This is a genomic window from Dialister sp. i34-0019-2H8 (assembly GCF_042846925.1).
In the GTDB taxonomy this organism is placed as follows: Bacteria; Bacillota; Negativicutes; order Veillonellales; family Dialisteraceae; genus Dialister.
Genome location: NZ_BAABYQ010000001.1, coordinates 965,748 through 989,106, shown reverse-complemented (window position 1 = coordinate 989,106; position 23,359 = coordinate 965,748). Strand labels below are relative to the sequence as shown.

35 protein-coding genes and 1 tRNA gene are annotated in these 23,359 nt (G+C 52.1%); 4 read left to right on the top strand and 32 right to left on the bottom strand.

Annotated elements, in window-relative coordinates:
* The 13 genes from ACGG9R_RS04075 to ACGG9R_RS04015 form a co-directional block, all read right to left on the bottom strand.
* On the bottom strand, positions 1 to 1,884 hold the full coding sequence (locus ACGG9R_RS04075; RefSeq protein WP_390151780.1) for a phage terminase large subunit family protein: 1,884 nt from the start codon (positions 1,882 to 1,884) through the stop codon (positions 1 to 3).
* Complete coding sequence (locus tag ACGG9R_RS04070) at positions 1,868 to 2,440, bottom strand: hypothetical protein (RefSeq protein WP_390151777.1); 573 nt, start codon at positions 2,438 to 2,440, stop codon at positions 1,868 to 1,870. The genes ACGG9R_RS04075 and ACGG9R_RS04070 overlap by 17 nt, the downstream gene beginning before the upstream one ends.
* Positions 2,441 to 2,902: 462 nt before the next feature.
* Complete coding sequence (locus ACGG9R_RS04065) at positions 2,903 to 3,361, bottom strand: hypothetical protein (protein WP_390151775.1); 459 nt, start codon at positions 3,359 to 3,361, stop codon at positions 2,903 to 2,905.
* 175 nt (positions 3,362 to 3,536) lie between these two features.
* Positions 3,537 to 3,797, bottom strand: coding sequence for an HU family DNA-binding protein (locus tag ACGG9R_RS04060; protein WP_390151773.1), 261 nt, complete (start codon positions 3,795 to 3,797; stop codon positions 3,537 to 3,539).
* Entirely contained in the window at positions 3,794 to 4,318 is a 525-nt protein-coding gene (locus tag ACGG9R_RS04055) for a hypothetical protein (RefSeq protein ID WP_390151770.1), read from the bottom strand. Before ACGG9R_RS04055 ends, ACGG9R_RS04060 begins: the two co-directional genes overlap by 4 nt.
* Entirely contained in the window at positions 4,312 to 4,671 is a 360-nt protein-coding gene (locus ACGG9R_RS04050) for a hypothetical protein (RefSeq protein ID WP_390151767.1), read from the bottom strand. Before ACGG9R_RS04050 ends, ACGG9R_RS04055 begins: the two co-directional genes overlap by 7 nt.
* Complete coding sequence (locus tag ACGG9R_RS04045; RefSeq protein ID WP_390151764.1) at positions 4,652 to 5,164, bottom strand: RusA family crossover junction endodeoxyribonuclease; 513 nt, start codon at positions 5,162 to 5,164, stop codon at positions 4,652 to 4,654. Before ACGG9R_RS04045 ends, ACGG9R_RS04050 begins: the two co-directional genes overlap by 20 nt.
* A 21-nt stretch (positions 5,165 to 5,185) precedes the next feature.
* Positions 5,186 to 5,494, bottom strand: coding sequence for a hypothetical protein (locus ACGG9R_RS04040; protein WP_390151762.1), 309 nt, complete (start codon positions 5,492 to 5,494; stop codon positions 5,186 to 5,188).
* Positions 5,491 to 6,057 (bottom strand): single-stranded DNA-binding protein, encoded by a 567-nt coding sequence (locus tag ACGG9R_RS04035; RefSeq protein WP_390151759.1) that lies wholly within the window; start codon positions 6,055 to 6,057, stop codon positions 5,491 to 5,493. The genes ACGG9R_RS04040 and ACGG9R_RS04035 overlap by 4 nt, the downstream gene beginning before the upstream one ends.
* A 190-nt stretch (positions 6,058 to 6,247) precedes the next feature.
* Complete coding sequence (locus tag ACGG9R_RS04030; protein WP_390151756.1) at positions 6,248 to 6,730, bottom strand: hypothetical protein; 483 nt, start codon at positions 6,728 to 6,730, stop codon at positions 6,248 to 6,250.
* A 4-nt stretch (positions 6,731 to 6,734) separates the two neighbouring features.
* Positions 6,735 to 7,475: a hypothetical protein gene (locus ACGG9R_RS04025; protein WP_390151754.1), complete on the bottom strand. Its 741-nt coding sequence runs from the start codon at positions 7,473 to 7,475 to the stop codon at positions 6,735 to 6,737.
* A gap of 360 nt (positions 7,476 to 7,835) precedes the next feature.
* The gene (locus tag ACGG9R_RS04020; protein ID WP_390151751.1) at positions 7,836 to 8,294 is read right to left on the bottom strand and encodes a hypothetical protein; all 459 of its coding nucleotides are present in this window, start codon (positions 8,292 to 8,294) and stop codon (positions 7,836 to 7,838) included.
* Between the two features lie 209 nt (positions 8,295 to 8,503).
* Complete coding sequence (locus ACGG9R_RS04015; RefSeq protein WP_390151748.1) at positions 8,504 to 8,677, bottom strand: hypothetical protein; 174 nt, start codon at positions 8,675 to 8,677, stop codon at positions 8,504 to 8,506.
* 52 nt (positions 8,678 to 8,729) lie between these two features.
* Between ACGG9R_RS04015 and ACGG9R_RS04010 the strand changes: the two genes are divergently transcribed.
* Positions 8,730 to 9,305 (top strand): DUF2321 domain-containing protein, encoded by a 576-nt coding sequence (locus ACGG9R_RS04010; protein ID WP_390151746.1) that lies wholly within the window; start codon positions 8,730 to 8,732, stop codon positions 9,303 to 9,305.
* Here ACGG9R_RS04010 and ACGG9R_RS04005 read toward each other — a convergent pair.
* The 15 genes from ACGG9R_RS04005 to ACGG9R_RS03935 all read right to left on the bottom strand — a co-directional run bounded on the left by ACGG9R_RS04005 (position 9,256) and on the right by ACGG9R_RS03935 (position 14,135).
* The gene (locus ACGG9R_RS04005; protein ID WP_390155153.1) at positions 9,256 to 9,465 is read right to left on the bottom strand and encodes a hypothetical protein; all 210 of its coding nucleotides are present in this window, start codon (positions 9,463 to 9,465) and stop codon (positions 9,256 to 9,258) included. The two genes, ACGG9R_RS04010 and ACGG9R_RS04005, sit on opposite strands and share 50 nt — an antisense overlap.
* Before the next feature lie 108 nt (positions 9,466 to 9,573).
* On the bottom strand, positions 9,574 to 9,789 hold the full coding sequence (locus ACGG9R_RS04000; protein ID WP_390151743.1) for a hypothetical protein: 216 nt from the start codon (positions 9,787 to 9,789) through the stop codon (positions 9,574 to 9,576).
* Positions 9,790 to 9,791: 2 nt separating this feature from the next.
* The gene (locus tag ACGG9R_RS03995) at positions 9,792 to 9,947 is read right to left on the bottom strand and encodes a hypothetical protein (protein WP_390151741.1); all 156 of its coding nucleotides are present in this window, start codon (positions 9,945 to 9,947) and stop codon (positions 9,792 to 9,794) included.
* Positions 9,944 to 10,288 carry a hypothetical protein gene (locus ACGG9R_RS03990; RefSeq protein ID WP_390151738.1) on the bottom strand — a complete coding sequence of 115 codons (345 nt, stop codon included), beginning with the start codon at positions 10,286 to 10,288 and terminating at the stop codon, positions 9,944 to 9,946. Before ACGG9R_RS03990 ends, ACGG9R_RS03995 begins: the two co-directional genes overlap by 4 nt.
* Positions 10,285 to 10,506 carry a hypothetical protein gene (locus ACGG9R_RS03985; RefSeq protein WP_390151736.1) on the bottom strand — a complete coding sequence of 74 codons (222 nt, stop codon included), beginning with the start codon at positions 10,504 to 10,506 and terminating at the stop codon, positions 10,285 to 10,287. Before ACGG9R_RS03985 ends, ACGG9R_RS03990 begins: the two co-directional genes overlap by 4 nt.
* Positions 10,487 to 10,738, bottom strand: a complete 252-nt coding sequence (locus ACGG9R_RS03980) for a hypothetical protein (RefSeq protein WP_390151733.1) — start codon at positions 10,736 to 10,738, stop codon at positions 10,487 to 10,489. The genes ACGG9R_RS03985 and ACGG9R_RS03980 overlap by 20 nt, the downstream gene beginning before the upstream one ends.
* Positions 10,735 to 11,262: a hypothetical protein gene (locus tag ACGG9R_RS03975; protein WP_390151730.1), complete on the bottom strand. Its 528-nt coding sequence runs from the start codon at positions 11,260 to 11,262 to the stop codon at positions 10,735 to 10,737. The genes ACGG9R_RS03980 and ACGG9R_RS03975 overlap by 4 nt, the downstream gene beginning before the upstream one ends.
* The gene (locus tag ACGG9R_RS03970; protein ID WP_390151728.1) at positions 11,244 to 11,459 is read right to left on the bottom strand and encodes a hypothetical protein; all 216 of its coding nucleotides are present in this window, start codon (positions 11,457 to 11,459) and stop codon (positions 11,244 to 11,246) included. Before ACGG9R_RS03970 ends, ACGG9R_RS03975 begins: the two co-directional genes overlap by 19 nt.
* Positions 11,460 to 11,481: 22 nt before the next feature.
* Positions 11,482 to 11,886, bottom strand: a complete 405-nt coding sequence (locus ACGG9R_RS03965) for a hypothetical protein (protein WP_390151725.1) — start codon at positions 11,884 to 11,886, stop codon at positions 11,482 to 11,484.
* 13 nt (positions 11,887 to 11,899) lie between these two features.
* Entirely contained in the window at positions 11,900 to 12,163 is a 264-nt protein-coding gene (locus ACGG9R_RS03960) for a hypothetical protein (RefSeq protein WP_390151722.1), read from the bottom strand.
* 2 nt (positions 12,164 to 12,165) lie between these two features.
* Positions 12,166 to 12,498, bottom strand: a complete 333-nt coding sequence (locus tag ACGG9R_RS03955) for a hypothetical protein (RefSeq protein ID WP_390151719.1) — start codon at positions 12,496 to 12,498, stop codon at positions 12,166 to 12,168.
* Between the two features lie 5 nt (positions 12,499 to 12,503).
* On the bottom strand, positions 12,504 to 12,848 hold the full coding sequence (locus tag ACGG9R_RS03950; RefSeq protein WP_390151716.1) for a hypothetical protein: 345 nt from the start codon (positions 12,846 to 12,848) through the stop codon (positions 12,504 to 12,506).
* 263 nt (positions 12,849 to 13,111) lie between these two features.
* Positions 13,112 to 13,492, bottom strand: a complete 381-nt coding sequence (locus tag ACGG9R_RS03945; protein ID WP_390151713.1) for a hypothetical protein — start codon at positions 13,490 to 13,492, stop codon at positions 13,112 to 13,114.
* Positions 13,493 to 13,567: 75 nt separating this feature from the next.
* Positions 13,568 to 13,903, bottom strand: coding sequence for a hypothetical protein (locus ACGG9R_RS03940; RefSeq protein WP_390151711.1), 336 nt, complete (start codon positions 13,901 to 13,903; stop codon positions 13,568 to 13,570).
* 43 nt (positions 13,904 to 13,946) lie between these two features.
* A complete protein-coding gene (locus ACGG9R_RS03935) occupies positions 13,947 to 14,135 on the bottom strand; it encodes a helix-turn-helix domain-containing protein (RefSeq protein ID WP_390151708.1) in 189 nt (62 codons plus the stop codon).
* Between the two features lie 132 nt (positions 14,136 to 14,267).
* Between ACGG9R_RS03935 and ACGG9R_RS03930 the strand changes: the two genes are divergently transcribed.
* From ACGG9R_RS03930 to xerC, 3 genes are all read left to right on the top strand, one after another.
* Positions 14,268 to 14,660 carry a helix-turn-helix domain-containing protein gene (locus ACGG9R_RS03930; RefSeq protein ID WP_390151705.1) on the top strand — a complete coding sequence of 131 codons (393 nt, stop codon included), beginning with the start codon at positions 14,268 to 14,270 and terminating at the stop codon, positions 14,658 to 14,660.
* Positions 14,661 to 15,369: 709 nt separating this feature from the next.
* A complete protein-coding gene (rhuM, locus tag ACGG9R_RS03925; RefSeq protein ID WP_390151702.1) occupies positions 15,370 to 16,359 on the top strand; it encodes a RhuM family protein in 990 nt (329 codons plus the stop codon).
* A gap of 218 nt (positions 16,360 to 16,577) precedes the next feature.
* Complete coding sequence (gene xerC, locus ACGG9R_RS03920; protein WP_390151699.1) at positions 16,578 to 17,666, top strand: tyrosine recombinase XerC; 1,089 nt, start codon at positions 16,578 to 16,580, stop codon at positions 17,664 to 17,666.
* A gap of 45 nt (positions 17,667 to 17,711) precedes the next feature.
* On the opposite strand, the gene ACGG9R_RS03915 is transcribed toward xerC, so the two are convergent.
* The 4 genes from ACGG9R_RS03915 to ACGG9R_RS03900 all read right to left on the bottom strand — a co-directional run bounded on the left by ACGG9R_RS03915 (position 17,712) and on the right by ACGG9R_RS03900 (position 23,339).
* A complete protein-coding gene (locus ACGG9R_RS03915; protein WP_390151695.1) occupies positions 17,712 to 18,410 on the bottom strand; it encodes a hypothetical protein in 699 nt (232 codons plus the stop codon).
* 170 nt (positions 18,411 to 18,580) lie between these two features.
* Positions 18,581 to 18,656, bottom strand: a tRNA-Arg gene (locus tag ACGG9R_RS03910).
* A 121-nt stretch (positions 18,657 to 18,777) separates the two neighbouring features.
* The gene (alr, locus tag ACGG9R_RS03905) at positions 18,778 to 19,878 is read right to left on the bottom strand and encodes an alanine racemase (protein ID WP_390151692.1); all 1,101 of its coding nucleotides are present in this window, start codon (positions 19,876 to 19,878) and stop codon (positions 18,778 to 18,780) included.
* A 263-nt stretch (positions 19,879 to 20,141) separates the two neighbouring features.
* Positions 20,142 to 23,339 (bottom strand): type I restriction endonuclease subunit R, encoded by a 3,198-nt coding sequence (locus ACGG9R_RS03900; protein WP_390151689.1) that lies wholly within the window; start codon positions 23,337 to 23,339, stop codon positions 20,142 to 20,144.
* Positions 23,340 to 23,359: the final 20 nt, after the last annotated feature.

Here is a 23,359-nt window from a genome sequence, read left to right as displayed (position 1 = left end):
CTACCAGATGTTTATCTGCCGCCTGCTGGCGGCCTTTTTAGTATTCCGCACGGCACGCGCTTTCTCCCGGTGCTCGTTGCGCGTATTCCCCGAAAGCGCCGCGGCGGCTTTCTCTTCCCATCCCGCCGGAAGAGAAAGCATGCAGGCGAGATTGTAGACACGAAGGTCAAGCGGTTCATTTCTGACGCCCGCCGTTGGTTCCCAGATTTCGCGGAAAATGCCGTTTTTCTTGATGCGCTTTCTGTGTTCGGAGATGATACCCTTGAAATAGATGTCATCATACCCGCGGCGATTTACGCCCTCTTCGTCCAAGGGGAAATGGAAGTATTTCGGCCCCGCTTCCTTGATGGAGAGGCGGGATAGTACCATTTCCTTGCCGTCATCGACGCCCAGGATCACCAGAGGGAGCGTCGCGTCTTCTGCTTTTCCCAGTTTGTTTCCATAAAGGGGCATGCCTGGGATGCCGCCCTTGCCCTTGATGGCGAAGCGCTGCTTTGCAATGTTCGCCCGGCAATACGCGTATACCGCCGATGAAAAATGGCCGCCGGAGTCGATGAACGTCCGCACGACCTTGAGTTTTTTGCCGTCAGCAAAGGAATACGGGTGATCCAGCACGGCATCCAGCTGCGCCCACGTGTTTTCGCTCCCCGGCGAGCCTAGGATGACGCCCTTTCGGATGCCCCAGCACTCCTCTTCTGTGCCCCATCCGCAAACTTCATACTCCAGGCGGTTATCCTGCGTGTCGACGGCAGCCGTGAGGTATAGCACGCCCTGTGGGAGCTCTGCTCCGTAGGTTTCGCGCCGCCTCAGAAAAATTTCTTCGTCCTCGAAGGCCTTCGGCGAACTGTATGACTCTCCGAAGCGGGTATTCTGGACGACCTTCTCGCGCTCTGGGTCGCCTTTCGCTTCGAGCCACTCTCGCATGATTTCCGCCCATGAAATCCATGGCGAAGAAAAAGCATTGAGTGAAAAGGATCGGCATCCATTCCCCAATGCTTTCGGGTTCGTGACTACGTATTTTTGCGGCGCGCGCTTCATTTCCTGCTCCGTGGCATCGAATCCGCAATAGGGGCAGCGCCATTTGACGGATTTTATAAGATAAGTCTTTCGGCTGGTGCCCTCTACTCGCTCCGCATCCGTCTCCATGTCGCTGTATTTCAACTTGCAAAATTCGCCGCAATGTGGGCATTGATGCCGCCACTCTTCCTTGGTCCCTGCCTCATACTCGATATCGATGCGGCTCGCTCCTTCGTTTGTCGGGGTAGAAAAAAGCCCCATGACGCGGTTCCAGTATGTTGTCATTCGTTTCGACGCTAAGTCTACTGGGTCGCCTTCCGTTCCCGCAGAGTCCGGGAAACGGTCCACTTCATCACAAAGCAGGATGCGCACCGGACGAGATGCCAGCCCCGCCGGACTGTTGGCGCCCGCCATAACCAGACGACCGCCCGGGAAGATTTTATTTAAAATCGTGTTGTTGCTGTCCCTTGTCTTGACGTCCAAGAAGAGACTGGAAAGCGCCGGGGTATCACGGATCATGGGCGCAATGCGCGTCTTTGAGAAATCCTGCGCCATCTCGATCGTCGGCTGGATCATCATGATGGTACAGGGATCAAGGTGGGCGAATCGTCCAATGACATTGTTCATGATGTCCGATTTCCCGACCTGCGAGCACGATTTCACCACTACTCGATGGATTCCCGGCTGTGTAAAGGCATCCATGATGTCCTTCTGGTACGGTGCGCGGCTAGTGCGCCACCTTCCGGGCTCCGCCGATGTACTGGAGAGCACGCGGTAATTGTCCGCCCACGTGGATACCGAAGTCTTCGGCGTCGGTTTCAAGCCACGCATGGAAACGTACTTCCACAGCTCACTGGCTTTCTTCATCGCCATCCTCCTCGTCCACTTCCTCGTCGAAGAGATCCGGGGAATATGCCGCCAGCTCTGACAGCTTTTCCTCGATTTCCTTCGTCATCGTGGTGTAGATTTCTTCTTTGGACTTTCCCTCCAGCATGGGGGCGAGCTTCGACGGCAATCCCAGAAGCTGCGTCCGAAGGTTCGCCGCCATGGCCGTCATGACGTATTCCACCACGCGTGCAGAGTAGGCGTTTTTCTTCATCTTGTCCAGTTTTAGCTCAGCGATCTCTCGCTTCGCCTTCTCATGCAGTGCGCGCTCTTTATCGAAATCCACGTCCCCCGCCTCTTCGTCCGGTCTTTCTCCGAAGTAGTGGCGAAGGCCTTCCACCAAGAGAAGCGCCCCCGTTTCGTCTACAGGAAGCGTTCCATCCTTCGCCATCTGGCTCACCCGCTGCTGTGAAATCTTGAGCGCGCGCGACATCTGCGTCTGGGTGGTGGTGACCCGGTTGATCCCTTTTGTGATTTTCTGTCTACTTGTATTTTCTGTGCGAATATTTCCTTCTTTGTCTTTTACTCTAGTAGCCAACCATGTCACCTCCTCCGTTTTTACTAACAAGGGCCAAAAAGTTTTTGTACCTAGACCGATTTTGGGGTCGCGAGGACCGCAGGCGTCGCCATACGCTGGAAGAACCTATGGGCCATGCGCCCGCACAATCAAAAAGGACGGCCGCTCGGCTGTCCTTTACCATTGTGTGCCGCACGCGGCAGGCGCCAGCACATGACGCCCGCCGTGGTGGCGGCCTATGCAGTTGTGTGTGATGGGTGTCTCGTAAGCTCCTCTGCTTTATCGAACCTCTCACAATGCCATTATAGCACATCGAAGTCTGCACTTTTGTGCACTCTTTGCTTTAGCGCTATTTTTCTGCAGCCTTTAGAATTTTGGCGGCCTTCTCTGGTTTATCTAAAATATTCTTTATATCCACATATTCACAAACTTTTTCACACGCAAAACGCCAGTCACTCGGTACTCTGAATGACTGGCGTTTTTTTATTCCTTGCAATTCCGCGCGATGGCAGCGACGGCTTGATTATAGATATTGTACGGCTGGCGCTCCGCGTAGTGGTATTCCTTTTGGATTTCTGCCTGCGACTTTCGGTTGACGAATCTCTCGACGAATAGTGCGGCCTGCGTATCATTATCGCAATATCGAGACATGCGCAGCGCTTTTGTTTCCCAAGCATAGATCCCCGCTTCCTGCTCAGCGATCTCTGCTTTGATGCGGCTCTTTTCTTCTTCCTTCTGGATCAGCTTGTCCGATACGTCAGAAAGCATGCCGCCGGAAACCCTCGGCTTCTCATAGTCTATCGCCTTGATGCTATATGCATCCTTCTCTATCTTGTCTTTCTTGGCCTCCAGCGCCTTTAGCCGCCTTCTTTTCCCTTCCCCTTCTTTGAGGAAATTCCACACGTCCTGCTCCGTCATCCGCCCGTCTCCTACTGAAATCATTGAAATCCTCTGCCCTTATTATACTCTCTTCGGCCTCTGTTTTCTCATCTCCGCGTGCGACTGCCACGCACAAGGCGGCGATCATCGCCCCTGCTGAGCCGCCCGCGATGATGCCAATACCGAATCCTAAGGCAATAGCTCCCGCGATGCTCATAGTCGTACCCCGCTTCCCCTTTTACAAAATCAGATGGCTCGGCGTAAATTTAATTTTCTTGTGTGCCTTGATCTGAATAGCCGCATGCGTTCTCGGATCACGCCCTTCTCTTGCCGGCACATCCACCGCGCGAAGCACTCCGAAGCCGATCAGCCTGACCTCTTCGCCTTTCCGCAAGGCATCCGCCATCGCGTCAAGCATAGCACTCTCCCATTTCCCCGCTTCCTGGATGGTCTTCCCGCGTCTGGCTGCCATGACTCTTGCCAATTCTTTTCTGTTCATTTCCTTCGGCTCCCTTCTTTGCGCCTTCTCGCCGCTGCCGCCGCCCGCCGGTCTGCCTCGTATGACTTGGCACATTTCCGGCATCTCTTTGTACGAATGTTGCCCTTTCTGAATACTTCTCCGCAATCGATACAGCTGCCATAAGCCTGCGGAAACCACTTCACCCTGTATTCGGCACTTTTGGCTGCTTCCAGACATTCCCATGAATCGTACGGAGATATCCTGGGCAGTTTCCCCTTCACGTGTTCCTTCCCGCAATGCGGACATACTTCATAATTTTCCTTGCGCCATTTGTCGAACATCGTTTTCGTCATCAGCTGGCTGAAATGGAAGAACCGCGTATCCCTTTTCTCTTCCCCGCTTCCGTTCGCCGCCTTCGTGATATGTGTCATGGTCGCACCGCAGGAAATCACCGATACGATTTCCCACTCGCTATAAGTCGTCGGTTCTGCAGCTTCATTCGGTGCGTACAGCTTTACCCCCGGCGATTTATCGAGCTGTTTCCATTCCCTCTCTAACATTTGCGACCGCTTTCCCTTTCTGCGAGCTCATGCGGCGCCTGACATTTTGCCGCCGCCTTTTCGTCGTACGCTCGCAAAGCATCAAGCTTCTTCTGTACCAAGGTCTCTATGATCTCCTGCACTGACGTCGTTATCGCTTCGATAGCCTCCGTATCGAACCTCGCGATATCCGAGAGCAGCTTCCTCGTGCGCCTTTCTTTTTCTACCTGTTTCCGGAGCTCTGCATTCTTCCATGCCGGCTGCTGCGCTCTTCCTTCACTCACCTTGAGTGCAAGACGCAGCCTGCGGTTCTCGTCCATCAGCTGGCGGCTGCGATCCCTGAGCTCCACCAGCTCATTGAATTTCTTCCCCATCGTTTTCCTCCTTTGTCCATGCCGCGACGTTGACTTCTACGTGCGGCGTAGTGCTGTATACTTTCTCGATGTCTGCCTTTACGATCTGGCTGTCATCATGGTAGGCGACGCCATTCAGCGCGTCGCAGATGATCTTCTGAATGTTATCAAAATCCGGCTTCTTAGTTGGCGCGATGTCCCCTGCAATCATCATTGCTCGCTTTTTCTTTGATGCGCTCTTCGGGATGCTGAAGCAGGCAGTGATCCTGACGCGCACCGGCACTCCTTTGGGAAATGCCATCCCGCACTCGCTATACGCCAGCCTGACCAGCGATTCATAGCTTTCCGTCTTGCCTGGCGTGTAAGGATGACCAGTGCGCGTGAAGCGATGCCGTCCCTTCCCTACCGGTTCTCCCGGCACAGAAAAAGAAATGCTGCGCACCTCACCATCCGCGCCTCGCCGGATCTCCGGCCTTGCGATGCGCATGCCGCCGGATAAAAGTCCCAATCCCATCAGATGCCGCCCTTGCCCTCTTTACTCGTCTTCATCCTCTCGCTCCTTCGCGAAACCCTCGAGCCATCTTTCTTTCCCATCCTTCCCGTACCGAAGCACGGCACGCCTGTAGGACTCTTCCTGCCCCGGGATCTGCCTGCGTCTTTCGCAGCACCGCCTCATCCACTTGCACTTCCTGACGCGCTGCCCATCCTCGTCGTACATCCAGTGAAATTGCCATGGCTGATAAAGTGCCGTGCCGCAGTAGGAACAGTAGCCGATGGGCTCCGGAGACTTTGAATTCTTTCCCGCCGGATGCCGAGCGCCTTTTCTTCTCACGCACCTTCTCAAAACGGAATGTCCTCCTCGCACTGGGACGGATGCGCGGCTCGTCCTACGGCTTCCTGCCGATCTGCCGGAAACATGCTCGTTTCTTCCATCTTCTGCTTTTCAGCTTGCGGCGTGCCGAACTGCCCGAAGCCTCTTTGCGTGGGGCCCTCGCTATAGACGGTGCGTCCTCCGGCTGCCTGTGCTCCCGGATTCCCCCATCCCGCCTGCATCTGGCCGCCCCCTTGCTGGCTTTCATTGCCCTGCATGCCGATAGGCAGCGCGATGAAGTTTGCCGTCACCTCTGAAATCCACCGCTTCTGGCCATCCGGCGTGTCATAGCTTCTTGTGGTGAACCGCCCCTCGACGAAGACGCGCGTCCCCTTCCTGAGCTGGTTTCCCGCTGCCTCTGCCAGACTCCCCCACGCGGTGACATTCACCCAGTCGGTGATTTCTCTCTGCTCTCCCTGCGGCGACATAAAGGTTCTATTCACCGCCACGGAAAGCGATGCAACCGCTCTCCCTGTTTTCGTTGCGCGGAGCACTGGGTCTTTCCCCAGGTTTCCTAGTATCTGTACTGAATTCATGCAATTCCTCCCATGTCTCTAATTCCTTCGAAATCATTTCCAGCTCTTTCACGGCACTTCCCACATGATCCACCGGCAAAACGTGAAAACGCATGACTGCCTCCCCGCTTAAAATCTACCTGATTGCAGTTTTATGCATGCTACTTTCTACTTTTACGGAGTTCTATGATAGTTTTATGCAAAAAATCTATCACTCTTCATTTGCCCGCTCATTGCTTGACTCCTGCTCACCATCCCGGCTCGTTTTAAAAAGGTTTTGTTCTCTCCGCTCGCCGCTGATGTAAAGCGCCGCTTCATCGTAGATTTTCTTCATGATGCGGAGCACGTTATCGGTCGGAGTGATGTCTTCGATCGTGCTGAACCGCTGCGTGGCAGCGCTATCCTTGATGTGGAACCTCCCGCTCAGCCGAACCCCTTTCAGCGCCCCGGATTTCTTATCCCGCTTCGGTACTACTTTGTCCACCGCGAAAATGGCCTGTGCCGGTTTCCCTAGTCCATAGTCTCCTGCCATGTCGGTATAGTAAAAGCTCATCGCCGCCATAGCGGTTCTAAATTCTTCTCTCGGCTGCTCTTCACAAGTGAACGTTTTCGCACCATCCGCATCGACATAACTGATGGAAACACTGCTGTTATTCAGCTGGATGCTTTGGAACTGGATTTCTCCCGCCCACAAATTCCTACCCTCTTTGCTTTCCAGCAGGATTTGAACTTGCTGCCTCAGCTTCCGGTCCAGCTCTTGCAGCTCCTTTTCTCTTTCTTCCGTTGTCATTTGCTTTCTTCCTTTCCTTCCTCATGTGCTTTCGATCCCCTTTTGTGAGATCGATACCGATTTTTATCTGACAATAGTTTTGATATGGAAACCCGATATCACTGATGCCGGCTCTCATGTTTTCATAGTCCACCCAGTAGCCAGCCTTTGCTCGCGGCTTCTCTACCCAGTCACCTGCGACCACGACCGTGGTCTTTTTTGTTGGCTTTCTGAGATTTCTTGTGCATCCATACCTGGCGTGTAGAATGGGATCATCGCTGCGAAAGGTTTCTAGCCCGTTCTTCACGATGTAGGCGGCGAGATCCGGCCAGTACCCTTCATCGCTCAGGTGCGTGGTGTTGCACGACGGGCAGGGGCATTTCTCTGTCCCTACAGTCTTCTGCCACGCCTTCTCGATGAGGCGGCTATCAATATCCCCGTTGATGACAGCGTGAAAGTGGATGCTTCCCCTCTTCCCTCTGCCGATGACATAGATCGATTTGAATTCTTTCCCTGCTTTCTTGTAAAGCCGGGAAAGTTTTCTCTTGAAGCGACTAAGGTCTCTCCTGATTTCCGAAGACGTCTTACTAAACGTCTTCGGCGGATAGGAAAACCGCATCCAATAATCGCCGGGCTTGAAATTCTCCTCCAGCAGAAGCAGACATTGCATCTCAGCCCTTTTGTCCTGCCACCTTCTCACCTTTTCTTCCGACGACTTTTCGCGGATCCTCTTTCCATCCCTCTTCCCATACCTCCCTGAGATGGATTTCTGAACGATGACAATTTTCCCGCTGGGGATGCTCCACTCGGTACGAATGTAAGCTCCCTTGCCCTTCCGGCGAGCGGCCATTCTTCTTTTTCTTGACCGTTGTCTTTTCAGCAACTTTCTCTCGCTCGACATGGATGCACTCCCTTGGAAATGGTTCAAACTTGGATACTCTTAGCTGGCCCGCAAAGTGCGGCGCCGCCTGTTCTTTCCTTTGGGATCGCTCCGCACGATAGCTCTCCCGCGGCTTTTGAAAATCTTGCCCTACGGCGGCCTTGCTTTGTACTGGCAGCCGTAGGGCTTCTTATAGAAATGGCAATGCTCGCAATGCGCATCGCACACTGCCATATGCCCGCACCTCGGGCAGGCGCATGTGTGGTGCGCCGACTTTCCGCAGACGGGGCACACGGCGTTCACGGGCTCCTCGTCCTCCCACTCAATTTGGAAGAAAATTTTCTGCCTTTTATATGTATATAAATAAGGCGTCTCTTCCTGGCACTCTTCCAGCACCACCTTCGTAGTCTTTCTAAAGCCCTGATAGTACGTCCCGTTCTCATCCATCATTAGGCAGCCGTCCGGATCCATCCATCGAGGATCTGCCTTCTCGCTTATGATGACGCGCCCGATTTCTTTCAGCTCGCCATGCTCTGCCTTGAGAAACGGCACTTCGACCTTCGTCTTCCCGTAGATGCTGTTATCCACGTTTTCTCCCACGTGCTTCATGGCTGCCGCTTCCTTTCTTATGGAAAACGATCGTAAACGCAACCCCGAATATGAAATCCGTCCTCTGGATGCGATATCCTTCGAAATCGCACTCCCTGTGAATGGGCACATATCTGCCCCCACGCCGGATCCACATCGCACGATCCTTCGGTATCGGCCGCCCGCACGCCCAGCAGGTATAACCATCTTTTCTGTTTATATCCATCTTGCTACCTCGCATAGAGGAAAGCCGCTGCCACCAGCGGTGCTATAGAATAAAAAAGAAAATCAACGAAATACTTGAACATGGAGCGTCCCTCTCCCTCGCCCCGCCGGAAAGCGGCGATAATCGTCACGGTGAAAAGATACGTGCTGATACCCATGACCATGTTCAAATACTCCATTCGTTCTCCTTTTGCTTTGATATAATGTCTTGTAGAAAGAAGGTGCTCTTTTATGAAATCTCCCCTTGCTTACTATCAAGCTCTAATCTGTGAATCCGGCCATCTGATTTCTGGCAACTGCTCTGACTTCCCGGTAGAATCAGTGAAATACTGCCCCCAATGTGGGAGCCCCTGTATCTCTTCCTGCCCGTCCTGCGGCGCACCCATTCACGGCGACTGTTACAGGCGCATCCCTGTTTACGGCCCGAGCCGCTCCAGTAACATTTGGAGCGATGAGGTTGTTCGCTGTCCCGCCGCCCCAATTAAGCATGAAGACCGCTTTATCTCGAGCTGTCACGTCCCCGCATATTGCCACGCGTGCGGCTCCCCTTATCCGTGGACGCAGGTACTTTTGGATGAAGCTTCTGCTATCGTCGATTTGATGGACGAGCTTAGCCCCGAGCAAAAAGACACGCTGAAAAGGTGTTTCCCGGATCTGCTATCCGATACCCCGGCTTCGCCTCGCGCCTCTATCCTTGCCTCGAAGCTCATACACCTTAGCTCCACCGTTGCACAAACTGCTCTTCAGAACCTACTCTCTAGCTACTTATGCGACTTTGTTCTTTCTCTATTAGGTTGGAAAGTGTAGCCATCCTGTCTATCATGGCATTCGCCAGCTCGATATCTTTGACCATCACTCTCCCCTGCTTTTCCCCTGGCACGATTACTGCATTTGTAATCCACGCATAAGCGCGAAGCGTCTCTTCTAGCAGCTGCTTCGTGCTGATTTCCTCTTTTCTTTCTTCCATCGTTTTCTCCGTTTGCGTTGTGATGAAATCGGCTTACCGAAGAGATCGATACCTCCAAACCCGCAGAGCAGATCAATGACCGCCCTGCGGATTTTTATTTACAAATCATCAAGGCATATCTCGCCAATCCGTTTTGACGCCCAGCCTCTTTTTCAAAATCCATATTTTCGCCTTATCCAGCTCCTCTTTCGTCGGCATCCGATAGTTGTGCCAGAGCATGTAAGCGATCAAACCCTCAGTTCCCATCCTCGCCGCGAAGTAGAGAAGCGACACGTACACAAGAGCCGCCAGCAGCGCGCAGAATGCCCAAAACGGTATATCCATATTTATCCCTCCTCTCCGTCGACCTTGCTCATCAGCACAGACCGGCAAAGTTGGCGATGTCTCCATCTGCGGCCGGAGAGTTTCCGCTTGATCCAGCCTGTAGCGGTGCGTACCCTCCAGCGGATGTCGTGATCCTGATTGTATGTCGGTTTTCTCATTCTTTCTCTCCTTCGTAGTGGTGCATTTTCGACAGAAAACGCGCCGTCTCCTTCTGTGCTTTTCTGAATCCGGCTTGCTTTCCCCTTTGGATCCTTTTCCTCCGGTCTCTCTTTCCTGCCTCTTCGACAATGCTTCTCGCCAGTTCTGTCTCGATGAATCGCCGCACTTGATCGGCAGCGAATCCTGCGCGGATCGTGCTGGCGACTACGCCGAGCGCATCTCGCATCCCGCACAGATAGTCCCCGACTTCATCGATGCCCGCTTTCTCTTCGTCCTCCTCAAGATCCTTGACGAGGATATCCAGCTGACTGACCAGTCCAGCCATTTCCGTCTCCATCATTTGAAATCCTCCCTCTGCCTGACTTGCAGGATATGTCTTGCCATCTGCTGCGGCTCAGCCGCATCCGGCCACTCACGGCCTTTGTACTTTCTCTTTAGCTTCTTCTCCACCGCCCGCATCCACGCGCCATCGATGGCAGCGATCGCAGTCAGGAGACGGCGCGTCCAATACTGCTGCCTGATGCTATAAGGGCTCTTTTTAGCTTCTGCGTTTTTCATTTCTCGGGCTCACTTCCATCTCGATGACGGGGATCTCCCCGCTCCCATCTTTCAGATCCTCTGTGTTGCAATAAATCCCCGTGAGTACCAAGTCCGGCACCGGCTCTTCTTCATTGATCGAGTCTTTGTATCCGCAGAAATAGTCATTCCCCTCCTGATCGTAGATGTGAATCGCGTGGCCTTCTTCCGGCACCAGCGCCAGCACCTGCTCGAGAGTTACTTCCCCGCTCATATCGCGCCATCCTTTCTTTTGTCCACGAACGGTCGGTACTTCGACCGTTTTCTAGCCTTCTTCTCTTCGGCTGCGTTCTGCTTCTTCCACATCAGTGCCATGCGCTTATGTTCGGCGCAGCAGTACATAGCCGTCCTCGACTGCGTACCGAAGGCCTTCCCACACCACTTGCAGCATCTCTCAAAGTAGCCACCGCCGAAGCCTCTGCCCGCCGGAGCTGCTGTCCTCCGTGCCGCCCTCGGTTTATTCCGCTTCCAGAATGCCTTTTCGCATTTGGCGCTGCAGAAGCGGAAGCGCTTGTCGCCCTTGCTCATGACGCGGACCCAGTGTCCGCATTGCTCACATTGGAACTCGCGAAGCGGAATGCCTTCTTCCGCTTCCTCTCTGGCGTGGTCCTTATCGCGGCGCCCTTCGTAGTAAGAGCGCCTCTCGCACTCCGCGGAGCAGAAGCGTTTCCGCGGGGCGGCATCCGCGGAGAGCGGCTTTCCGCAATATTCACAGCACCTCACTGTATCACGGCACATCCGGCTGCAATAAATGCCCAGCCGAGAGCGACGCCTGCGGCTGCTGCCACGTCTTTTACGATTCCCATGAAGAAATCGCGACGCTCCGCATTCCCGCGATGCGTATTTGCTTTGACCGCCGCACGTTGCTCATCGGCGGCGCGCATGGCGAAGATCATATAGTTGTCTTTCATGCCTTTCTGTGTGTGCACCCTCATAGCATCATCCTCCATCGAAGCCTCAGGCAGTCTCATTCTTTCCTGCAGCTTCCTTTTGCAGTCGTTTGAGCTGGCTACGGAAGTCGAACTCATTGCCGCGGTCACCACCTTTGATGACGCGGCAGGTATGCCGCTTCTCTTCGGCGAGCTTCCGCTTTTCCACTTTCGCCTCCGCCTTGAGGCGCGCCATTCCTCCTTTGAAATCAAAGGGGCGCGCCCCCAGCTGCTGCTCTTCCCACTTTTCCTTTGCGGCTGCCTGCGTGGCCTCCATTTCCGCCTTCATGGCAGTCTTGAGGTCTTCAAGCTCAAACTTGAAGGCCTTCTTCCCGTTGTGGTAAAACGGGAAAGCTCCTTTGGCGATGAGCCGCCGGATCTCACCGTACTTATATCCGGTGAGCTTGGCGGCCTGCGAGATGTTTACCCACATATGAGCCTCCTTTCTACCTAAGCTCCGGGATCTGTCGCAGGATGTCCCAAAGCGCCGTATGCGGGGCGTCCGTGCTGATGTCCGCATAGCGAACTCCCCAATGGCGAGCTCCATATTTGAACATTGCCTCGACCGTGCAGTCGCTGCCGTCCTCGATGATTTTCAGTGATAAGAGCGGCACGCCCGCCGCCTGCAGCGCCCGACAAAGAAGGGCGACCGCATCTGCGCGGGCTTTCTTCTCGTCGACAATTTTCTTTTCCCGTTCTTCGTCCGCCATGGCTATCTCATCCTCTTTTCGATTTCCTGCAGGGCCCATGCGGCGCCCTCGACGCGGCCGCGAGTAAACCATGTTTCGCAATCGCAGCCTGAGAATTCCTCGTACGATTTGAGCCTCTTCTCCGCATGGACTACGTAATCGCGAACCCGTTTCAAGTCATACTCAGTAAAATTGTGGTCGAGGATGATTAAGCCTACCATGATCACGATTTCCTGGTTTGCAATCGCCTGCCCCATGGCTTCGGCCGCTCCCTGGCCGCTGGAATTGGACACGATTCGTCCGTATTCCTGTCTCTTCCGGTTCATCGCCAGGAAGAGGTCGTCTGGATCTTTCAATACTTTCAGGATTGGCCCTCCATCATCCTATAGTCGATCCTTGCGCGCACCCATGTGGCTCCCTTGGCGAGGCCTTTCATGAACCAAGTGTCTCTGGGATTACGGTACTCGTGGTCTTTTTCTTTAGCGTCGTCAACGTATTCATAGACCCACGCTATGTCTTCCGCCCCGAAGTAGCCGCGGTCCTCGACTGCGTGGCGAATGTGCCCCGCGATGCTGATGATCGCGGCCTCCTGCCCGCTAATCTCCGATGCTTCTTCTCCGTCTGCCGCGTCGAATTTCTTGCGAAGCTCGTCCAGTTTCGCGTCCATGATCTGCAGTACCTGGTCTGGATCTTTCAATACTTTCATATAGTCCTCCCCTGTTTTATTTCCCACTCTTGTTCCCCTCTCTTGCTATAATTTCTATAGAAAGGAGGCGAGAAATATGAATCTTCGCTATACCTTGCGGAATTACCACTATCTGATTGACTGCACAGCTATGACGCCGGAAGGTGCGAGAAAGGTTTATGACCAACTGCATGCATCCTACGATTTCGTTGACATCGTTCTTCAGCAACCTCGCACCTATGCACTACTCGTCACCAATGGTGAACCCGAACTTTCCACGGTGTTCAGTCCGCCGGTTGGGTGTCAAGTGACACCGCTTCAACCTCGATAGAGTCCTTGGAAACCCAAACCCCAGTATCCTGTGCCAGCAGAATGCTGGGGTTTTCATTTCTTCGTTGTGCCACCAGGGTGAATCTTGCGGCATGGTGCAGCACTTTGGCTGCTATGTCCAGCGGTTCCCTTCTGATGTGCGTCTCTTTCAGCTTCTTGTCACCCTTTACGAGTTGCATTGTCAGGCCATCGCCTTCTTTGTAGTCCATGGTGATTTGAAAATCTCCTCCGCCGGAAAGGCCTTGCTGCAGGTATTCAGAAAGAAATAGATCCCACCCTGCCAGCTTTCCCATGCTGCGCGGCTTCAGTGCTATGATCATGCGCTTGTTTTTCATGCTTTCCTCCTAACTTTCATTACTGATTCCTTTCCCCGGCGAGCTTGGCGGCCTGCGAGATGTTTACCCACATGGCTATCTCATTCTCCTTTCGATTTCCTGCAGAGCCCATGCGGCGCCCTCGACGCGACCGCGTGCGAGCCACGCTTCTACGTTCTCACGGCCATCGTATCGTTCAGCTACCCTCTCCGCACGGTCCGCGTACTCGCGAGGTCTTTCCATATCCGCCTCCGTAAAATCACTGTCGAGCGTGATTGAGCCCACCAGAATTGAGATGTGGAGAACCGCCATCGCGCGGCCCGCAGCTTTTGCCCTTGCAACGTCGCTGGCGTCATCAATGCCTCGTTGGTATTCACGCTCCTTCCGGTTCATCGCCCGGAAGAGGTCATCTGGATCTTTCAACGCTTTCATATAGTCCTCCCTGTTCCTCTTTATTGTCTATTATGTTAGACGTTTAAGCTACAAGAAAATCCAGTGTGCATCCCATAACAGCGGCGATCTTTTTCAGCGTCCCCGCCTGAATGTTGGTACGTTTGCCGGATTCAATGTAGCTCAGCGTCTGCTTCGATACTCCGGCGAGCTCGGCAAACTGGCTCATAGACAAGCCGCGAGCCGTTCTCCACGCAATGATTTTTTCTCCCATGGAATCATCCTCCTTTCCGTTTACATGTCTATTATATTAGACGGTGTGGCTTTTGTCAAATATATTTGACGCAGTAAGTGAAAATCTTGTATAATTTATTTGACGATTTTAAATTATCAAAGGAGGCATATTATGAGAATAGGCGAATGGATTAACACTTACCGCGCAGAGAACCAGTTATCAATGGCTGATTTTGCAAAGAAAACTGGTGTCAGCAAAGCCTATGTCGGTTTTTTGGAGAAGGGGACTGTTAATCCCACCACTAAAATGCTTTCGAAGATTGCAAACGCCTTGGGAATGACTCTACAAGAATTTATGGTAAGCGTCGATGATGACGACATCATTACGATACCCGGCGCAAGTGACCTACTCCCGTTGACGGCGGACGAGGAAAGCCTTCTCTCTAAATACCGCCGCCTCGATAACCGCCGCCAGTACGCCGTACAAGGCTACACGGACTCGAAGCTCGAAGAGCAGGAGCGCGAAACAGGAGAGCTCTGCGAGGAACGCATAAAAGAGGCGTGAGCACGCAAGAGGACTGGCGTGAACTCGCTCGCCTTCTTCAAGCCTGCAAATGACCGGCAAATTAAAAAAGAGCGGTTCTACCGCACTTCCACCCATGTGGATCTGCACCCCTGCAAGTTACCGGCAAGTGAGATCCCACCATTTTGGTGAGGTCGCAAAGATGGGGAAAGTGGTTATTGCAAAAATGCAACAACCACTCTGTAGTGCTATATGAACATTTTGAAATGGTGATTCACGCTTTCGACACACTGGATTCTTGTTTTGCCCTGGTAATTCATATAAACGAGCTTTTTGAAAGCTGATTTTCAATGTTCAAAACGCTCGTCTATTATTTTTGAAAAAAGTATTTACATTTTGCGATCGTCCGCAAAATCGTGATTATGTTCGTTGTTTGACAATAGAAGTAGGGACTGGTATAATTCAATTAAGATGAATTGACCGAAGCCTGCGGGTTAGGCCACTGTCCCATTACTTCACGGTAATGGGATTTTTTATTTGATTTCCTTTTTAGATAACTATGTGTCTGAAAACCAGCTTCATAAAAGCATTTTTCAAAATTATTGTGGTTTCACCGGCATTCCGCAAGACATCATTTTGCGATTAAAGTCTTATGTCGTGAGCATAACGCCAAAAGTCCCTCTTCCATCAGTTCGTATCGTGTAGGTTGCAATTTTGCGAACGCCCGCAAAATTGCAGAAAGGAGTGTTTTATGGATGATCTGATTATTTATAACACCGATGACGGCGAGGCCAATGTGAGCTTGCTCGCCAAGGATGGGACTGTGTGGTGTACGCAGGCCCAGATGGCAGAGCTGTTCGGTAAGAGTATTTCTACCATTTCCCGCCATATTTCAAATATTCTCGATGAAAATGAAGTAGATAAAAAAAGCAATTTGCATTTTATGCAAATTGCTAATTCCGACAAGCCGGTCGCTATTTATAGCCTCGATGTGATCCTCGCCGTCGGGTTCCGTGTGCGATCCCCCAGAGGCACGCAATTCCGCCGGTGGGCCAATTCCACGTTGAGAGAATACCTGCAGAAGGGCTTCGTCCTTGATAGCGAGCGCCTGAAGAATCCCGATGGCCGTCCGGACTATTTCGATGAACTCCTCGCAAAGATTCGGGATATCCGCGCCAGTGAAAAACGGTTCTATCAGAAGCTTCGCGACCTCTTCGCCCTGTCTTCTGACTATGACAAGACAGACCGGGCGACCATGCTCTTCTTTGCCGAAACGCAGAATAAGCTGATTTACGGCGTCACCGGCAAGACCGCCGCGGAGCTGATACTTTCTCGTGCGGACGCCTCGCAGCCGAATATGGCATTGACCTCCTGGCAGGGAAGCATCGTGCGCCGCAAGGATATCTATACCGCCAAGAACTATCTCACGGCGGATGAACTGGATACGCTGAACCGCCTGGTAACCATCTTCCTTGAAAGTGCTGAATTCCGCGTAAAGCGCCGCAAAGATCTGACGCTTCCCTTCTGGCGTTCTTCTGTGGACAAGCTCCTCGAGGATCATGACGTCCCGCTGCTCGCATCATCGGGCAAGGTGTCCCGCCGCCAGATGGAAGAGCGCGTGAATGATATTTATACGGCGTTCGACGCGCGACGTAAGAAGTCGGATGCCGCCGCCGCCGACCGCGAAGATTTAGCAGAGCTGGAAGCGGATACGCGTCTGATTTCCCTCGAAAAGAAATAAATTGGCAACCGCCCACCCAAATCGCCCCTGAACTGGCCGGACGCATTCGGAGAGCGCAAATTTTTTCCTATTTTCCCTACGGTTTCCTATTTCATCTAATTTAGTTTCAAAATTGGTCGTTTTTGAAACTAGAGGCTCTCTAATTCATCGCTTAGTTTCAATTTCCCTACTTTTTGAAACTAAAGACATGCTGACAATGTGGGAGAAAGGAGCTCGCTATGCCGGGACGATATAAAGAAGGGACGGTTCACTGGGAAGAATCACGGCAGCGGTGGCGCGCCTTCGTCTCCGTGGATGGACGCCGCTATTCGAAGCGGTTTCTTAGCCGCGATGAGGCGCTGGCATGGACACAGAAGATGCGGCTCGCCGCGCATGATGGATCCTTCGTAGCGCCCTCCGCCATATCTCTGGGCGAATGGCTCATCAAATGGCTGGGAACATACAAGAAGCCCACGGTAAAACCTTTGACTTATGAGCGCTATCTATTCACCGCAAACAAAGCGCTGCCGCTCGCTGGGATCTCCCTACAGAAGCTGACGCCCACCATGCTTCAGGAGCTCTACAACGCCCTGACGCCCGACTGTGCCAAGAAGCTCCATGTGCTGCTCCATGGTGCCATTCAGAAGGCATGGGAGCTGGGGATGGTCAGAAAAAACGTGGTCACCTTCGTAAAGCCGCCCCGCGTCATCAGGCAGGAGAAAGGGATCTTTACCAGCGAGGAGCTAAAGAAGATGATGGAACTGGCAGAGTCAGATCCGAGGCTAAAGCCTTACGCACTCTTTCTTCTTGTGGCCATCAATACCGGCATGCGCCGCGGGGAGCTGCTCGGTCTTCGCTGGTGCGACGTCGACCTTGAAGAGCGCACTCTTTTCATCCGCCAGCAGGTACAGACGCTTTCAGGTGGTACGCTCATCATAGACACCCCGAAGACGGCCGCGGGCAAGAGAAAGATCTCTATCCCGACCAAGGTGTACCAGAAACTCAAAGAAGCGAAAGCAGCGCTTCCCACTATAGATGGAGAAGAGCACGACCTCGTATTTCTAAACCGTGCCGGGACGCCTATCCGTCCTGAAGCGATAGAAAAGATGTGGAAATACCTCATGTCCAAGTCCGGCCTGCCCTACAGGAATTTCCACTGCCTGCGGCATACCCACGCCACGCTGCTACTGGCGAACAGCATCCCCATCATCGAAGTCTCCCGCCGGCTGGGACATAGCAGCGTGACACAGACCCTCGACATGTACGGCCATGCGATTCCCTGCTATGATAAAACCATCGCCGAGAAGATCGACGACATTTATAATTAACCAAACGAAAAGAGCACCCGTTTCGGGGTGCTCTTTTAACATAAGTCATGCGGCTTCTTTTTCTAACATGGCTACTACATCGCGGTTTTTCTTCATAATGTTGGAATCATTTTTCATTTCCCTGAGTGTCATCCACTTGTACTCTACACCATCAAGAACGAACTGCCTTTGCCTTAATGTTTCCGGCCAGCTTGTAATCTTTGCCATATAGAGATTGTGTTCGTATACCTTTCTTATACGATCACTTACGGAAAATTTTGTGTACACTTGAACATCTAGCCACTGAAGTTTCGTTTTAGCTGCCGGTACATGCAACGTTTCAGCAGTTCTCCTCGCAAGTACCTCGACTTCATTATTGTCTGGTGTCCTGAAGTTAAGAAGCAGCCAGCACTCCCATCGCTCGTCCCAATAGACAAGGAACCTGTTTGAATACTCGCAGAAGGTATCTTTCACGGCGATAAGCGAGAACTTGTGCTTGATCTGATCCATTGATTTAATCTCCTTCCACAAAATTTCATGATTGTACGGTTTTATAAATGCCTTTTGTATATCTATTATACTCCAAATCGTAGCTAGTACCCCTAGTAAAATCATCCCTTGCTGGAATGGTATGTCGCCAGTCCACGCGCTGATCAGAAATGCTAATGCGGTAAGTGTATTAAATGAGGCTTGCGTCTTGGAATGGCCTATTTCATTTCCTCTTGATACTAGATGGTTTCTCAGATCATGGTCTTTTACATACATATACCGTGCCTTCTTAAAATAAAACAGGGGACGGACCTTATAAGAAGGTATTTCCCCTGTTCAAACTTGCTGAAAGTCCCAACGGGGACCAACTGCGCCCAAATTGTGCGCCCACTCCATGTTCGCCCAAATGCGCTATTTTATTTTATCCGATAATATCGGAGAAATTCTGGTGCGTCTAGAGGGATTCGAACTCTCGACACCTGGTTCCGGAGACCAGTGCTCTATCCACTGAGCTATAGACGCTTAACAAGCGTTATTATAGCATATGGAGAGAAAATAAGGAAGGGGAAAAGATGTCTCGCTTTTGCCCGACAGGAGGATACGAACCAGATCCCGCTCTTTTCCAGTGCCGGATCCTTCAAAACTATTTTTCTACAAATACTCTCGGGATGCGCTTCAGGTCGCACATGATTTCATGCGGGATGGTCTCAGCCGTAGCAGACACTTCATCGACAGTGATCTCTTCCTCACCCTGCTTGCCCATGAGGACAACTTCATCGCCGGGACGGACTTCGTCATCGCAAGCGACCATGAACTGATCCATGCAGATGCGGCCGACGATCGGGCAACGCTTGCCATTGATGAGGACGACGCCCTTATTGGAAAGGCTTCTGTGCCAGCCGTCCGCATACCCGATCGGGACAGTCGCAGTCTTCATATCCTCTTTGGCGACATAGGTACCGCCGTAGCCGATGGCTTCGCCCTTGTGCAGGATCTGGACATGGGTGACATGGCTCACGACGCTCATCGCATACTTGAGGTCGAGCTTGTTCGTCATGACATCCGATGGCTGCGGCCCATAGATGATAATGCCAGGACGGGCAAGGTTATGCCAGCTTCTCGGGATATCAATGACACCGGCACTGTTGGCGGAGGAGATCACGAAGTTTTCATCGACCGGCATGTAGGAGATCGCTTCATCGAAGCGGTCGAGCTGCTTCAGTGCGGCATCCTTTTCCTTGTGGTCTGCCGTCGCCATATGGGTGAAGGTGCCATGTGCGTGGATATGCGGATAGGCTTCGAGCTTTTTGAGGAGCGCAGGTACATCCTCCGGATGAGTTCCGATGCGGTTCATGCCCGTATCGATCGGCAGCATGACTTCGATCGTTTTCTTCGAAACAGCCGCGATAGCTTCCAGGGCATCAAGATCGACGGTATCATCGATCGGCATGATGAGGTCTTTGTTCACACCGATAGGCATATCCTCCGGCAGCGGCAGTCCCAGTACATAGATCGGGCAAGTGAATCCAGCGTCGCGCAGCTCCGCTCCTTCTTCCACACGGGCGACAGCCGCAGCGACGTATCCTTCCTCGAGAGCGATGCGCAGCGTTTCCTTCGCGCCATGCCCATAGGCATTCGCCTTCACGACAGCGAGCACATTCACTTCCTTCGGCAGATGCGCGCGGATGACCTTGAGATTGTGACGAAGCGCATTCAGATTGATTTCCATGTAAGAAACCGGCATTTGTATTCCTCCCATTCTTTTCTGCCGTCGGCAGAAATGAAAAGCACCGCGCCAAAAGCATCAGGGCGATGCCTGATACTTTGAAGCCTCGGTGCTTCCTTTTATTTTATGCATCTATCATACCGCGATTGGAAGGAAATGGCAATGGTGCGCCATGCGATTGTGTGAGTAATGATATAACGGGTTCGATAGGTTTGACAGGTTCTACGTATCCTAATGCCGCGATATCGGGTCAAGAGACTGAAAGATGAACCGTTTTTCTCTCACCGGCCATACGTCATCGGACGTTCTGCTGCCACGGACATTTTCTCTTTCCCAACATAAGGCATAGCAGCTTTGGGTTTCTCGAAAGACGGAGCACCGCCAATGCCAAAGTAGCGTTCAAAGAAACCTTTGAACTTGTCGATTACACTCTGTTTCTTTTTGGCACGTGTCCCAGACCCAAAGCGAGAAATCGGTGGGAGAAGGGCATCGATATCAGTTCCCGCGGTCTTGATTTCCCCATCACGGAAAGCATTTTCCATATAACGGCGGGTATCGTCCTCCTTTAGCCGTTCCCCCTGAATGATAGCTGAAAGATCCTCTTCTCTCTTTTCTGCGACATAGCCATTCCACTCATTCAGGATATCTCCCGACTCATTGACACCGGCTATGAAATTTTCGATGAGATCCTTCTTGCTGCGAAGCTCAGGGCTCGCGTCGATAGCCTTACGAATGGAAATCAGCACCTCTTTATCCTCACAATGGGTATCATGATACTTTTTTACCAGCATCAGGATATAGTCGATATTGATCTCCACCTGGCGGATGAGCTCCGTCTCGAAGACTACATCCTCCGTGACATCTTTTTTATCATGCTTTTCCCTGCGGTCCCACTCTTCTTTGATATCGAGATACCGCCCCTGGTAATCCTGCCAGTCACGAGCGGAAAGAATTTCCCTCCCTTTGAATTCATCGAAAGACGAAAGCAGATTTCTCATGCGAAGCAGGACGCCGAAGAGCAAGATGAATTCCTTCTGCTTTTCTTCGCTGATGATATTTCCGCCCAGAGGAAACTTATCCTTGAGCCTATTCACGAAATCCACATATCCATCCCTGTGCTTGCCATCCGTATCCGTATAGCCTTCATAGTAGTCCTTGAAACGGCGCATAAGCACGATGCCTCCGGCATTTTTATCCCCGAAGAGAGAAATCGCACTATCCACCCGTTTCGAAAGATTTCTAAAGCAGACGATATTTCCAAACGTCTTCACCGCATTCAGAATGCGGTTCGTCCGGGAAAACGCCTGAATGAGCCCATGCATCTTGAGATTCTTATCCACCCAGAGCGTATTCAGCGTCGTCGCATCGAAGCCAGTGAGGAACATATTCACCACGATGAGCAGATCCAGCTCCTTATTCTTCATGCGGAGCGAGACATCTTTGTAATAATTCTGGAATTTATCGGCTGACGTATCGTAGCTGGTATGAAACATCGCATTGTAGTCCTCGATCGCATGCTCCAGAAAATCCCGTGAATTCCTGTCGAGAGCTGATGTATCCTCCGAATTTTCCTCCCCCAAAAGCCCCTCCGCTTCCTCTTCATTGGGCGCATAGCTGAAAATCGTCGCGATCTTCAGCTTCTTTGTCGGATCGGCCTGCATTTGCTTCTTGAACTCTTCATAGTAGAGCTTCGCCATCGGGACACTGGCCACCGCAAAGAGGGAATTAAAACCAGACAGACGCTGCTTCTGCTTGATTTCCTCGACCTGGTTCTTCCCGGACGCCACCTCGCTGATATTCGTCAGTGCCTGATAGACATACGTCTTATCTCCGCGATACGTCTTCTGGTCGAAATGCGTGAGAATGTACTTCACCACCACAGAAATTCGCTCCGGCGCCATCATCACCTTTTCGCGATTGATATCCCAGACCATCTCATCAGAGATATCCTCATCCGCCTCCATCGTCTTGATGTAGTCCACGCGGAAAGGCAGCACATTTCTGTCGCGGATAGCATCCACGATGGTATAGCAGTGCAGCTGGTCGCCAAACGTCTGCGCCGTCGTGAAGAATTCCGGATTCTTCCCACGGCCCGCATTGACAGAGAAAATCGGTGTCCCCGTGAAGCCGAAGAGATGATACTTCTTGAAATTTTTCACAATCGCCGAATGCATATCGCCGAACTGGCTTCGATGGCACTCATCGAAAATGATGACCACATGCTCAGCATAGACCGGATGCCCCGGATTCTTCTTGATGAACGTCGAAAGCTTCTGGATCGTCGTGATGATGATACGCGCTGACGGATCTTCCAACTGCTTTTTTAAGACCGCCGTCGACGTATTGCTGTTCGCCGCCCCCTTCTCGAAGCGATCATACTCCTTCATCGTCTGATAATCCAAATCCTTACGGTCCACAACAAAAAGCACCTTGTCGATATACGGCAGACGCGAGGCGAGGCGCGCCGTCTTGAAAGACGTCAACGTCTTCCCTGACCCCGTCGTATGCCAGATATAGCCTCCCCCATCGACCGTACCATACTTCTTATAATTGTTCGCTATCTCGATCCGGTTCAGAATCCGCTCCGTCGCCGTGATCTGATACGGACGCATCACCATCAGCATCTTTTCTGACGTGAAGATACAGTACCGTGTCAGAATAGAGAGAATCGTATGCCGCGCAAGGAAAGTCTTCGTGAAATCGATGAGGTCAGAAATCACTGTATTATTCGCGTCCGCCCAGAAACAGGTGAATTCGAAGCTGTTGCTCGTCTTCGTCCGGCTCGCCCCGCGCTTCTCATTCTCCTTCACCGCATTGAAGCGCGTACTGTTCGAATAGTACTTCGTATTCGTCCCATTGGAAATCACGAAAATCTGTACATACTCGTAGAGCCCTGCCCCTGCCCAGAACGAATCCCTCTGATACCGATTGATCTGATTGAATGCCTCGCGGATCTTCACCCCGCGCCGCTTCAGCTCCAGATGCACCAAAGGAAGCCCGTTTACCAGGATCGTCACGTCATAGCGATTGTCAAAGGAAGCCCCATTCTCCTTCCCATTCTCATACTGATGAATCACCTGCAGGCGGTTATTATGGATCTGCTTTTTATCAATGAGCGTGATATTCTTCGTCGACCCGTCATCCCGCTTCAAGACCTGGACATTGTCCTCCTGGATCTTCTCCGTCTTCTCCTTCGCATGCTCATTCGGGTTTGCTAGGACGTGATGGAAGAAATCATCCCATTCCCGATCTGAGAAATGATACTGATTCAGCGCCTCGAGCTGCTTGCGGAGATTTGCGACAAGATCCTTCTCCTCATGGATAGCGAGGTATTCATAGCCCTCTTCGCAGAGCATACGGATGCACTCCTTCTCCAGCTCCGCTTCACTCTGGTAGCTCGTGGATCGCCGCTTCTCCGGCGTATATTCCGTGATGACGGTATTCTCAGACGTTTCCGCAACGACTTGGAATTGTGACATAGAGGTTCTCCTTTCTTCCT

Coding starts and splice junctions, on each gene's coding strand:
- ACGG9R_RS03975 (WP_390151730.1), bottom strand. CDS start 11,262: ATGTGCCGTGATACAGTGAGGTGCTGTGAATATTGCGGAAAGCCGCTC.
- ACGG9R_RS04060 (WP_390151773.1), bottom strand. CDS start 3,797: ATGAACAGAAAAGAATTGGCAAGAGTCATGGCAGCCAGACGCGGGAAG.
- ACGG9R_RS03935 (WP_390151708.1), bottom strand. CDS start 14,135: ATGGGAGAAAAAATCATTGCGTGGAGAACGGCTCGCGGCTTGTCTATG.
- ACGG9R_RS04025 (WP_390151754.1), bottom strand. CDS start 7,475: ATGCAATGTCTGCTTCTGCTGGAGGAGAATTTCAAGCCCGGCGATTAT.
- ACGG9R_RS04020 (WP_390151751.1), bottom strand. CDS start 8,294: ATGAAGCACGTGGGAGAAAACGTGGATAACAGCATCTACGGGAAGACG.
- ACGG9R_RS03965 (WP_390151725.1), bottom strand. CDS start 11,886: ATGTGGGTAAACATCTCGCAGGCCGCCAAGCTCACCGGATATAAGTAC.
- ACGG9R_RS03960 (WP_390151722.1), bottom strand. CDS start 12,163: ATGGCGGACGAAGAACGGGAAAAGAAAATTGTCGACGAGAAGAAAGCC.
- ACGG9R_RS04055 (WP_390151770.1), bottom strand. CDS start 4,318: ATGTTAGAGAGGGAATGGAAACAGCTCGATAAATCGCCGGGGGTAAAG.
- ACGG9R_RS04015 (WP_390151748.1), bottom strand. CDS start 8,677: ATGGAGTATTTGAACATGGTCATGGGTATCAGCACGTATCTTTTCACC.
- ACGG9R_RS04000 (WP_390151743.1), bottom strand. CDS start 9,789: ATGGATATACCGTTTTGGGCATTCTGCGCGCTGCTGGCGGCTCTTGTG.
- ACGG9R_RS03900 (WP_390151689.1), bottom strand. CDS start 23,339: ATGTCACAATTCCAAGTCGTTGCGGAAACGTCTGAGAATACCGTCATC.
- ACGG9R_RS03950 (WP_390151716.1), bottom strand. CDS start 12,848: ATGAAAGTATTGAAAGATCCAGACCAGGTACTGCAGATCATGGACGCG.
- ACGG9R_RS03930 (WP_390151705.1), top strand. CDS start 14,268: ATGAGAATAGGCGAATGGATTAACACTTACCGCGCAGAGAACCAGTTA.
- ACGG9R_RS04045 (WP_390151764.1), bottom strand. CDS start 5,164: ATGGGATTGGGACTTTTATCCGGCGGCATGCGCATCGCAAGGCCGGAG.
- ACGG9R_RS03985 (WP_390151736.1), bottom strand. CDS start 10,506: ATGAAAAACGCAGAAGCTAAAAAGAGCCCTTATAGCATCAGGCAGCAG.
- ACGG9R_RS03915 (WP_390151695.1), bottom strand. CDS start 18,410: ATGTATGTAAAAGACCATGATCTGAGAAACCATCTAGTATCAAGAGGA.
- ACGG9R_RS04005 (WP_390155153.1), bottom strand. CDS start 9,465: ATGGAAGAAAGAAAAGAGGAAATCAGCACGAAGCAGCTGCTAGAAGAG.
- ACGG9R_RS03990 (WP_390151738.1), bottom strand. CDS start 10,288: ATGATGGAGACGGAAATGGCTGGACTGGTCAGTCAGCTGGATATCCTC.
- ACGG9R_RS04010 (WP_390151746.1), top strand. CDS start 8,730: ATGAAATCTCCCCTTGCTTACTATCAAGCTCTAATCTGTGAATCCGGC.
- ACGG9R_RS03940 (WP_390151711.1), bottom strand. CDS start 13,903: ATGAAAGCGTTGAAAGATCCAGATGACCTCTTCCGGGCGATGAACCGG.
- ACGG9R_RS04065 (WP_390151775.1), bottom strand. CDS start 3,361: ATGATTTCAGTAGGAGACGGGCGGATGACGGAGCAGGACGTGTGGAAT.
- ACGG9R_RS03980 (WP_390151733.1), bottom strand. CDS start 10,738: ATGAGCGGGGAAGTAACTCTCGAGCAGGTGCTGGCGCTGGTGCCGGAA.
- xerC (WP_390151699.1), top strand. CDS start 16,578: ATGCCGGGACGATATAAAGAAGGGACGGTTCACTGGGAAGAATCACGG.
- ACGG9R_RS03995 (WP_390151741.1), bottom strand. CDS start 9,947: ATGAGAAAACCGACATACAATCAGGATCACGACATCCGCTGGAGGGTA.
- ACGG9R_RS03970 (WP_390151728.1), bottom strand. CDS start 11,459: ATGAGGGTGCACACACAGAAAGGCATGAAAGACAACTATATGATCTTC.
- ACGG9R_RS03945 (WP_390151713.1), bottom strand. CDS start 13,492: ATGAAAAACAAGCGCATGATCATAGCACTGAAGCCGCGCAGCATGGGA.
- ACGG9R_RS04035 (WP_390151759.1), bottom strand. CDS start 6,057: ATGAATTCAGTACAGATACTAGGAAACCTGGGGAAAGACCCAGTGCTC.
- rhuM (WP_390151702.1), top strand. CDS start 15,370: ATGGATGATCTGATTATTTATAACACCGATGACGGCGAGGCCAATGTG.
- ACGG9R_RS04075 (WP_390151780.1), bottom strand. CDS start 1,884: ATGAAGAAAGCCAGTGAGCTGTGGAAGTACGTTTCCATGCGTGGCTTG.
- alr (WP_390151692.1), bottom strand. CDS start 19,878: ATGCCGGTTTCTTACATGGAAATCAATCTGAATGCGCTTCGTCACAAT.
- ACGG9R_RS04050 (WP_390151767.1), bottom strand. CDS start 4,671: ATGGGGAAGAAATTCAATGAGCTGGTGGAGCTCAGGGATCGCAGCCGC.